The 10,852-nt window shown below is 49.6% G+C and carries 4 protein-coding genes; 1 reads left to right on the forward strand and 3 read right to left on the reverse strand.

Features of this window, described 5'->3' with window-relative positions; genetic code table 11:
* Positions 1-8: 8 nt before the first annotated feature.
* From F3J22_RS23390 to F3J22_RS23400, 3 genes are all read right to left on the reverse strand, one after another.
* A complete protein-coding gene (locus tag F3J22_RS23390; protein ID WP_167020344.1) occupies positions 9-1,007 on the reverse strand; it encodes a sesquiterpene cyclase in 999 nt (332 codons plus the stop codon).
* A gap of 153 nt (positions 1,008-1,160) precedes the next feature.
* Positions 1,161-2,594 carry a SusD/RagB family nutrient-binding outer membrane lipoprotein gene (locus F3J22_RS23395; protein ID WP_167020345.1) on the reverse strand — a complete coding sequence of 478 codons (1,434 nt, stop codon included), beginning with the start codon at positions 2,592-2,594 and terminating at the stop codon, positions 1,161-1,163.
* 10 nt (positions 2,595-2,604) lie between these two features.
* Entirely contained in the window at positions 2,605-5,778 is a 3,174-nt protein-coding gene (locus F3J22_RS23400; protein WP_167020346.1) for a SusC/RagA family TonB-linked outer membrane protein, read from the reverse strand.
* A 661-nt stretch (positions 5,779-6,439) separates the two neighbouring features.
* Between F3J22_RS23400 and F3J22_RS23405 the strand changes: the two genes are divergently transcribed.
* On the forward strand, positions 6,440-10,852 hold the full coding sequence (locus F3J22_RS23405) for a hypothetical protein (protein ID WP_167020347.1): 4,413 nt from the start codon (positions 6,440-6,442) through the stop codon (positions 10,850-10,852).

Raw genomic sequence — 10,852 nt, forward strand, 5'->3', positions numbered from 1 at the left:
GTAAAGATTTATAACAGACCGCTGTCATCTGCATCATCAGCGGCAAATACTGCGCTATAACGTAAAGTATCCAGGTTAACCCAATCCATATATCCTTTCATCCAATACTTCAGGCCATCTATCAGGCCCTTTAGTGGTGCATCTGCGGTGGCAAGCAATTCATCGCTGCTGATGATGAAGCGTGCCAGTTCTTCGTACACACGTGTTGCTGTATAATCAACGCCCTCCTGTAAAGTATGCCCCTGTTCTGCGTATATGAGAACCATATTCCTGAACTGACCTGGCTGTTGCGCTTCAATGCCAACACTTTGTATGTCGTTGCTCCAGCACACGATGTTATTGGTATACCGGCATAGTTGCTGTATGGCAGGGCTATGATAAATTGCGGGATCTACCGGTCCGGCATTGGCCACATCACTCAGGGCCATGCAGGGGTTCATACCACTGGTATGGCGGCGGATGGATTCATACAGGCGCATGTCGGCAGATTGGGCGTTGAGGTGGTTCAGGATCTGTAGTCCGGCAGTAGTGGCCCACAAGCGCATCCCTTGTGCAAACCGTTCGAAATGTTCGGCGCTGAGTAGCCGGAGTAAACGCTGGCAAACATCCAGCCAGGCGAGTTCTCCGTATACCGGATGCGGGCCTGCTTTATTGAAATCCATGACGTCTATCATGGCAGTGAGATGGGGTAAGGTATCCGCAGAAAGGGTTTCTACCCGATCTACAAAAAGATCATCTACCAGAAAAAACCATACAAAATAATCCGCGATCACCTGCAACAGCTCCCTGGTGGCGTTGGGATAACACCTCGCTGCCAGCCAGGCATAGCGGGTGCGTACTACCCGTTTTTCATAGTCATCATTTAAAAAGAGCCCATAGCTGGCCGCCCAGGAGAGCATATCTTTTTCTGTGCTTTCCACATAAGGGGAAATGGCTGGCTGCCAGGGAAGGCTGAAATGGGGAATGTGCAGCGTTTTCAGCTGGGTTTCCAGGTTTGCTATTTTCATGGGTTCGCATGGTTTTACTCGTTGGCAATATCGTCATCCACTGTCAGAACAATGTTAGGCGTATTAACCTGAAAACCTATCGCATCACAAAAAGATAAAGGACGGCACTTCCTGAGAAGTACCGTCCTTTGTATATGTATAGCTATTAACTGCTTAGTACATGTCGAACCAGACTTTAGTAGTGAGCAGGTCTGTACCCTGGTGCGCTACTGCTGCTTTATAGTTCTTGCCGTTCAAGGCCTGTTCACTGGAAGGATAGGTGAGCCGGACAGGAATTTTGCCAGACAGCACGCCTGTGTATGCCGGCGTCAGCTGCGGATAATCCAGTCTTCTCCACTCTGCAAAGGCTTCCAGTCCTTCGCTGAAGAGCGCCAGCCATTTCTGCTCTCCTATTGATTTTTTATAGTTTGCTGCATTGTACTGTACGGCAGGTTGTGCAAGATAGGCATCTACCGTAGCGCCAGTGATACTGTATTGCTTGAAGGCAGCGCGTACAGCCTGGTTGTACAGCGTAGCTGCGTCACCGTTATACAGGCCACGTTGTGCCGCTTCTGCCAGGATAAACAGCTGCTCTGCATAGGTAAACAGCAATGCCGGCGCCTGTGAGGCGGTGAAGGCTGCACCTACGTCTGAGGTTTTGGTAAAACCAAGGCGGGATGCCGAATCAGCAGAAAGGCCGTTGGTAACACCCAGGTAAGGGCCACCGTTGGCAGGTTTGGCTGCGTATACCGGTAAACGTGGGTCGTTCAGGTTTTGCAGGTAGTCTATAACGGTTTTGCTTATACGATAATCGTTACGTGTTTCACGGTTTTTGCCTACCGGGTTCTGAGAAGGAGAAGCCAGATAGTTCAGTCTTGCATCCCTGTCGCCATCCGCAAAGAAAACATTCCCTTCTGCCTGGAGGTCAGCAAATACTTTCTGAGCCCCGGCAGGATCACGGTCGGCGATACGCAGTGCTATGCGGGAACGCAGGCCATTGGCAAATTTCTTCCAGCTTTGCAGCTTACCTACCAACAGGGAGTCGCCATTAATGGTGGCCCCAGGATTGGCATCAATGATGGTGACCGCCTGCTTCAGTTCCGTGAGCAAGCCATTGTAAACATCCTGCTGTGCATCATATTTAGGCGTAAGATATTTTTCGATCTGGCCTGCCTGTGTATAGGGGATATCACCGTAAAGGTCTGTCAGCACCTGAAAAATCCAGGAACGCATGATAATACCGGCTGCCTTGTAGCCAGGCTGTTTCAGACTATCACCCAGTTGTATAACGGTGGTAAAATCCGTGATACCCTGGGAATAGAAGTTGTTCCAGACATTCTGGATATTGGTGCTGGCCGGAATGTAGCGGTCCGGATCGGGATACTGGATTTTAGCCCAGTACTGCACGTAGAGCAGACTCGTTTCCATGGTAGCATCTGTACCCCAGTAGGTATCAGCGTTAGCTTTGATACCATTGGCGAAAAGGTATTCGATATCCGGCGACGTTGCCTCGTTCGGGTTAATATTGATACGGTCCAGGTCTTTGCGGCATCCTGCAAATGCCAGGGCTGCTGTGAGTATATAAAATGGAATAAGCCACTTCTTCATGATTGGAAAATTAAAATGAAACATTCAGGTTAAAACCATAGCTGCGGGTAGTCGGGATCTGTAATGTTTCCAGTCCCTGCCCGTTGCCGGTATTAAAGGCCGTTTCAGGATCAATGTTAGGGGTATGCTTGCTCAGGTAACCAAGGTTTCTGCCTACCAGCGCAATGTTTACTGCCTGCAATCCCCATTTCTTTACGAGTGACTGTGGCAGGGCATATCCTATTTTTATTTCTCTCAGCTTAACAAAAGATGCATCATAGATGGCACTCTCATTCAGGTTGCTGCTGTATTTCGCTTTGTAGTAGTCCTGTGCCGACAGTATAGCCGTATTTTTCTTGCCATCCACTGTATAACCATCGAAGATGATACCATCATGTTTTACCACAGCGCCATTCGGGGCAGTAGCATCATGCGACGCCAGCTGTACATTCTGTTTGCCATCATAGTAATAAGGCAAACCACCGTTTTCTGCATCTCTTCCCGGCATGGTAGCGGCCAGTACGCCGGTACCCATACCTGTAGAATTGGTACCTGACCAGATGGAACCACCCTGTTTGGTATCGATGAGGAAGCTCAGACTAAAACCTTTAAAGGAGAAGTTGTTGCTGATACTTCCCGTCCAGTTCGGCGTGAAATAGCCCAGCACTTTTTTGTTGGGGTCTGTCTGCGGGCGGCCGTTGGCATCTACGATGATACGCCCCTGGGCATCACGTGCGTACGCAGTACCGAACAAGGCGCCGTAACGCTGTCCGGTAGTGGCTATCACCTGGATATTACCGGAACTTCCCAGTACATAGTTGTTCAGGAAGCCGTCGCTATCCAGCGATACCACTTCACTCACATTTCTGGCGTAGTTAACGCTGACGTCCCAACGAAAACCGGAACGGGAAATATATGGTGTGCCACCCAGCTGGATTTCTATACCATGATTTTTCAGTTCACCGCTGTTCAGCAGTTTCTTCAGGTAGCCGGTAGAAGCACTTACATCCGCCAGCAGTATCTGGTTGCGGCTGAGGGTATTGTAATAGGTCACATCTACCTTCGCCCTGTTTTTAAAGAAACCTGCTTCCACACCAAGTTCTGTAGAAGTGGTGATCTCCGGTTTGATATTTTTGATAAGATATTTATCTGAAACCGTCAGCAGTGGCTGCGATCCAAATGGAGTACTGAAAGGATAGGTATTCACCTGCTGATAAGGATCGGTGTCTTTACCTACCTGTGCCCATCCGCCACGGAGTTTCAGCAGCGAGAGTGTATTGCTTTCCAGGTGCAGGGCTTCGGAGAGTACCAGGCTCGCATTCACGGACGGATAGAAGTAAGATACCGGTAAGGTTGATGACCAGTCGTTACGTGCGGTGAGGTTCACGAAAGCATAGTTGCGGTAGCCCACCTGCGCAGAACCGAAGGCACTGTATACTTTCTGCCTGTTGAGCAGGTTCGTAGACACCAGCGGATCGCGGGAGTTGTTCAGCGTATAGAGGCCTTTCATTGCGAGGCGTGGCGCCTGCTGGTAGTTTTGTTCGAACTGATTGGTGCGGAGGTTACCACCTGCCAGCACATCGATATCAAATCCGCGGCCCAGCTTCTTTTTAGCGTTCAGCGTAAACTCACCATTGGTTTCATTGACAGCGTAGGCATCCTCCGTATAGGATCCAAATGGCGTACCATTGGTATAATATGCCACACGGTATTTACGGCGGTCCTGGTAGTAGTCGGTACCAATGCGGAAACCGGCTGTCAGCCATGGCTGTATTTCGTACGACAGGCGTGCATTTCCGAGGAAGCGGTGACGCTGCATACCCGCGGTATTTTCGTTCTGGATCCAGTAAGGGTTGCTATAGTAGCTGTGGTTCCAGTTATAATCGGTGCCATCAGCGGCCTTATAGTTTTTCAGTCTTTCCACATCCACCTGGCGACCAAACCAGATAAACTGCAGGGTCACGCTGTTACCGCGTTTACCATCCACACCCGGGAGGTTGTCTGCACCACTGCTAACATAGTTGGCATAGGTGCTGAGCGTCAGTTTAGGCGTGATATGGAAGTTGTTGCTGGCAACGAAGGTATTGCGGGTGATGCCGGTATTAGGCAGGATACCCTGTTGTTTGGTATTATTATAAGAGAAGCGGTAGTCAGATTTTTCGGTAGCACCTCCAACAGAAACCCCGTTATTCAGCGTATAGCCGGTCACGTAGAAATCCTTTACGTTGTTGGGATGTGCTACAAATGGTACTGCTTCACCATTAGAGAAGAACTGCGGAATAAGACGTCCGTCCATTTTCGGGCCCCAGCTTTCGTCTACACCATCATTGAGTCCGCCGCCTTTACCATCTACATAGGAGAACTGTCCGCCGGTACCTTGTCCGTAGGAGTTCTGGAAGTCGGGCAGGATCAGTACTTTGTCGAAGGTAGCGCCTGAGTTAACGGTAACGCCTAAACCGCCTTTGGTATCTTTTCCTGTTTTTGTTTTGATGACGATAACGCCACCGGATGCACGGGAACCGTACAATGCCGCTGCGTTGGGGCCTTTCAGCACGCTGATGGCCGCGATGTCGTCAGGATTGATATCAGAGATGGCGTTGGCAAAATCGCGGCCGGTACCTACGCCCAGCTGGCTGTTATCTACCGGTACGCCATCCAGTACAAAGAGTGGCTGGTTGTTGCCTGCAATAGAAGTTTCGCCGCGGATAACGATACGGGAAGAACCCATATTTCCCTGGCTGTTGGTTACCTGTACACCAGCAATTTTACCGGAGAGGGCATTTACCAGGTTGGTTTCCTTTGCCTCGGAGATATCCTTTGATTTCAGCTCCTGCACTGCATATCCGAGAGATTTCTTTTCCCTGGAGATGCCCAGTGCGGTTACCACCACTTCATTCAGCTTCTGGTCTGTATTTTCCAGGAATATATTGATGACATGATTGCTGCCTACCACTACGTTGGAGGAAACAAATCCCAGGAAGGAAACCTGGAGGGTGTCTTTTTCATGTGCTGTGATGACGTAGCGGCCATCGGCGTCGGTTTGTGTACCGGTGCTTGTTCCTTTCACACGGATAACGGCGCCGGGTATACGCTGGGCATCGCTGCGGGAGGTTACCACCCCGCTTACCCGTACATCCTGGGCAATAGCTTGCTGCAGCCAGCATAGCGCTGTCACCAGGCCTATGAGCCTCTTCAGGTTTATCATATTAATTTCGAATTTTTTTGTGCAGACTTAAATCATGGCTGTTACGGCATGGTCTATTCTCTCCGCTACTGTTGATTTTGGCAATTAATAGCTACAATTGATTTTCAATATCGGGACAAAGGTAATACGCAATCTTTTAATCTACAAGTCTTATAGACTAAATAGATAAATATTTTTTTCGATGGTATCTTCTCCTCCTTTTACTGTTAATATATTATGGCAGATGATCGACGATATTTTATCAGCTGGCAGATAGATGATCAATTTTTGTTGATAATATGGCAGATGATAGCCGGATAAATCTCAGACAACCGGATGTCTATGCCGAAATTTTAACCGCTTTCTAACGTTGCCGGAGGTACGAAAAACGGATTGGATTCCTATGTAAATCATTTCAAATTATAGCAAAATCGTAATAGCAAAATAGCATTCATATTAAATTATTCAATCTATTATTTATAATAATAATATTACTAACAAACAAGAACCTGATAATTTCACTTTATATCTATCTATAGATCAACTAACTACATATATCATTTCTAAATAAGTCATTAATTAATATATATATCTTAAATGAATTATATTTTATTTAACGTGTATACCTTTGTAGCAGATAATTTTACATAGCAGATAATTTTTTATTTCCCTATTCCTAACTATGCGCGAAATACTACGGAGTTTCGTCCTGACCATTTTATGCCTGTCAGCGACAAATGCGTTATTTGCACAGAACTGTACCATTAACGCCGGTGTAACCACCTCAGTTTGCCCGAACGATAAATTTATGCTGTCTGGCTCAAGCAGCGGCCGCATTGCGATCCAGCCTGTATGGTCGCAGGTAGGCGGCCCGGCTGTCACGATTAAGACACCCAACAGTCTTACTTCTGATGTCAGCGGCTACGCACCCGGGATGACCTATAAATTCAGGCTGTCAGCGAAATGTGAAGACGGTTCTTTCATCTATGATGAAGTAACCTACAACACGTATCCTGCTACCATCGCCAATGCCGGCCCGGACATCAGTGTATGCGCTCCCGGTAGTGTGCTGCATGCCAACGCGGGCGGTGCCGGTGAAACCGGTACCTGGTCTATTATTGGTGATCCGCGTGGTGTCAGCTTCAATATGGCCAACAGCAATAACCCGAACCTGGCTATTACGGCAGATCCGGAGAAATCGGGCAACGTTACGCTGCGCTGGACCCTCACCAGCACCAACTCCTGCCGTAGTTCAGATGATATAGTAATTACCGTACCGGGTGGTGTATCCCCGGTGGATGCCGGCGCTGACCAGGTGCTGACTAACTGTTACACCACTACGCAGTCGGCCACCATGAGTGCCACCTATGGCGGTAATGGTACCAGCGGCCAGCAAGGTACCTGGTCTGTACTCAGCGGCCCTACTGTGCCTAAGTTCAGCGACATCCATGATAACAAGGCTACGGTGACCAACCTCCAGGCAGGCACCTACAAATTAAGATGGACCGTGCAGGGCCCCTGTGCAAATGGCGTGGATGACGTACTGCTGGAAGTACCTGTAGGTACACAGTCGGTGAGCGTTGCCAAAGATGCCGGCGTTACCTATTGCGATGGCCGCACCTCTACCATCATCACCGGCCTCTCCCCTGCCTATGCAGGCGAAACCTTTGCCTGGACACGCGTTTCCGGCACCGGCGACATCATATCTCCCAATAGTCCTACTACAGAAATTAAAAATCTTACTGGTGTAAAAAGTGTATTTCGCTATACGATCAGCAATCCAAATACCGGTTGCAATACCGCTGCTGATTTCACTGTCAACTACACGGCACCTCCAACTATAACAGCCGCATCGCCACTGATAGCGCCTTGCGACGCCACGATGGTAACGGTAAACTATTCCTATACCGGTGGCGACAAAACACAGTGGGCGCTGATCAGCGCTCCTGCCGGCGTGACGCCAACGGATTTTGCAGATGCAGGACAACCATTGATCCTGCCTCAGTATACTATACCAGGCACTTACCTTGTACGTTTAAAACGTACTACCAACAATGGTTTGGGTGGATGCCAGGACCAGTACGCAGATGTATATGTGCAGTTATCACAGTCGCCCACAGCTGCGAACGCCGGTACCAGACAGGTGCTGGCTTGTAACGTTACCTCCACCAACCTGGCAGGTAACCTCCCTGCCATCGGCAATGGCAGCTGGTCGCAGGTAAGTGGCCCGGGCATTGCTACCATCGCAGATGTAAAAAATCCTACTACTTTCATATCGCAACTGCTCAACGGTACCTATATTTTCCGCTGGATCATCACCGGTGGTACCGGCTGTCCGAACCAACAGGCCGATGTACAGGTAGTTGTTTCGGATAAAACCCCGACTGCTGCGGCAGCCGGCCCGGATGTAACCATCTGTAATTCTTCTCCGTATAAACTACAGGGAAATCTTCCTAAACTGAATGAAACCGGCGTCTGGACGGTAACTCCGGCTACAGGCGTTACCTTCTCCGATGTCAATGATCCTGCTGCCACCGTGAACGGACTGGCAGCCAATACGGCCTATACCTTCACCTGGACCATCAGCAACAGCTGCGGAACCGGTGCTGCGTCGGTACATATTACCACTTCCAATACGGCAGGGCCTCAGCAGGCCGATGCCGGCCCGGATAAATGTCTGCCTTCCGGCACCTCTTCGTTTAGCCTTGCAGGTAATGCTCCTGCTTCCGGCGAAACCGGCAAGTGGAGCATCGTTGGCAGCAATACACTGACTTTCGCCGACAACACTAAAAATAATACCGGTGTATCCAATGCACCAGACGGCAACTACCTGCTGGAATGGAGTCTGAGCAAAAATGGTTGCCCTCAGACCCGCGATACGGTGCTTTACACTATCTCCGCAGGAGCAACAGCGGCAGCAGCAGGCAGCAGCCAGAGTCTGTGCGGTGCTACCACCCTCAACCTCCAGGGAAATCAACCTGCGGTAGGTATTGGTACCTGGACACAGCAACAAGGCCCTGGTGGTATCACCATCAGCAACCCGGCTTCCAATACCACTGCTGTCAATAATCTCAGCAGCGGCAGATATATTTTCCGCTGGACGATCAGCAACGGTGCCTGTGCAGCCAATTTCGCAGAAGTAACCTATAATATCTCCGCACCTCCTACACCTGCCAATGCAGGCAAAAAGCAGGTCATCTGCGGAGCTACTTCTGCCATCCTCGACGCCAACACCATCACCAGCGGTATCGGTACGTGGAGCGTAGTAAACGGGCCATCCAACCCTACTTTCGCCAACCCTTCCGATCCTAAAACCACGATATCCAAATTACAGACCGGCGACTATACCCTCCGCTGGACCGCCAACAGCGGGCCTGACTGCCCGGTGAGTACAGATGATGTGATCATCTCTGTTCGTGAAAATGCAAAAGTGCAAACCACTACACAACAATTATGTAACGCCACAGCGGCAGTAGTAAGCGGAAACGAAGGCAGTATGGGCACCTGGACACAAACCAGTGGCAATCCCGGCCCGGTAATTACGCCTAACTCCGGCAACGCTGCAGTGATCACCAACATGACACCTGGCAATACCTATCAATTTAATTATACCATCGGCGCTATCGATGGTTGCGCCAGCACAAGTGCACAAACCACCATCATCACCAGCGCGCTGCCATCAGCAGCCAATGCAGGAGAAGATCAGGCCTTCTGCCTTGTGGCACCGGCAACAGTGATCAACACCACCCTCAACGCCACACCGGCAACCAACGGTACAGGTACCTGGACGGTAGATACCAAACCAGCAGAAGCCACCAACCTGAAAATCGTAAATCCGGCTTCTCCTACTACCGCCATCCAGAACCTGGTACCTGGTATCTATGTCTTTAACTGGACCGTTTCCAACGGCTACTGTACCAGCAACTCCGACATCATGCGCATCGTTGTATCCGCAGACCCTTCTGCGGCCCAGCCAGGCGCTGATCAGAACAATGCATGTACAGATAATATCCTGCTGAATGCGGTTACTCCGGTTAGTGGTATAGGTACCTGGAGCATAGAAAACGCCCCGGCAGGCAGTACTGCTATCATTGAAGGTATCAATGCACCAGCTACCAAAGTGCTGAATGCAATAGTAGGCACCTATACTTTCCGCTGGACAGTTGCCAATGGTGTCTGTGCATCAAAAACTGCACTGGTAAATGTAACCATCTCCTCTACTCCTCCTAATCCGGCAGTAGCAAACATTGGAGATATTGTAAAGGGTGAACAGTGCATCACCACCGGTCCCGGACAGGATATCACGCTGGCAGCGAACATGCCGCAAGGCGATGAAACCGGCGCCTGGACCATCACGCATGCCGATAATTCTCCGGTAACCCTATCGTTTGACCCTGCCAATCCGCATACCACTGTAAGTAATGTACCTGCGGGTTCTTACCTGTTCCGCTGGACTATCACCAATGGCAGCTGTAGCAGTCATTCCGACCTTCCGATAAATGTGTATGCCCAACCTACACTTTCGGTAGCTGGTGCAGCACAAAACCTTTGCCTCTATACACCTATCACGCTTGGGGCGAATGTTCCGGCAACAGGTACCGGTAAATGGACCGTGATCAGCAATCCTGCGGGAGTGACGCCGGCAATCAGTGACGTGAATAATCCTGCTACGGATATCACCGGCCTTGCAAAAGGAAATTATGTTTTCAGATGGACGATCAGTAATGGTGCTTGTCCTCCAAGTATTTCCGATGCACAGGTTACAGTAGATGATTGCGGTATCAAGGTAGTTAAAACAGCTACGCAGCCGGTACAGAATGCGGATGGCTCCTATGATATGACCTTCACCTTTACCCTTACCAATCCGGGTAATAATGTGAAGATCAACAATATCATGCTGACAGATAATATCAAAACGAGTTTACCTGCCGGAGCAACGTTTACCGTTACCAATCATACGCTGACCAACATCGGCACCTATAACAGTTCATTTAACGGAAACACGGATATCAACCTGCTGCAGGCCAATACGGCTTCCCTCAAGGCTGGCGATACCGCAACGATTTCCATCACTGTTAACGTTAAATTCTTCTAG

Source organism: Chitinophaga sp. Cy-1792, from assembly GCF_011752935.1.
Lineage (GTDB): Bacteria > Bacteroidota > Bacteroidia > Chitinophagales > Chitinophagaceae > Chitinophaga.

Coding starts and splice junctions, on each gene's coding strand:
- F3J22_RS23390 (WP_167020344.1), bottom strand. CDS start 1,007: ATGAAAATAGCAAACCTGGAAACCCAGCTGAAAACGCTGCACATTCCC.
- F3J22_RS23395 (WP_167020345.1), bottom strand. CDS start 2,594: ATGAAGAAGTGGCTTATTCCATTTTATATACTCACAGCAGCCCTGGCA.
- F3J22_RS23400 (WP_167020346.1), bottom strand. CDS start 5,778: ATGATAAACCTGAAGAGGCTCATAGGCCTGGTGACAGCGCTATGCTGG.
- F3J22_RS23405 (WP_167020347.1), top strand. CDS start 6,440: ATGCGCGAAATACTACGGAGTTTCGTCCTGACCATTTTATGCCTGTCA.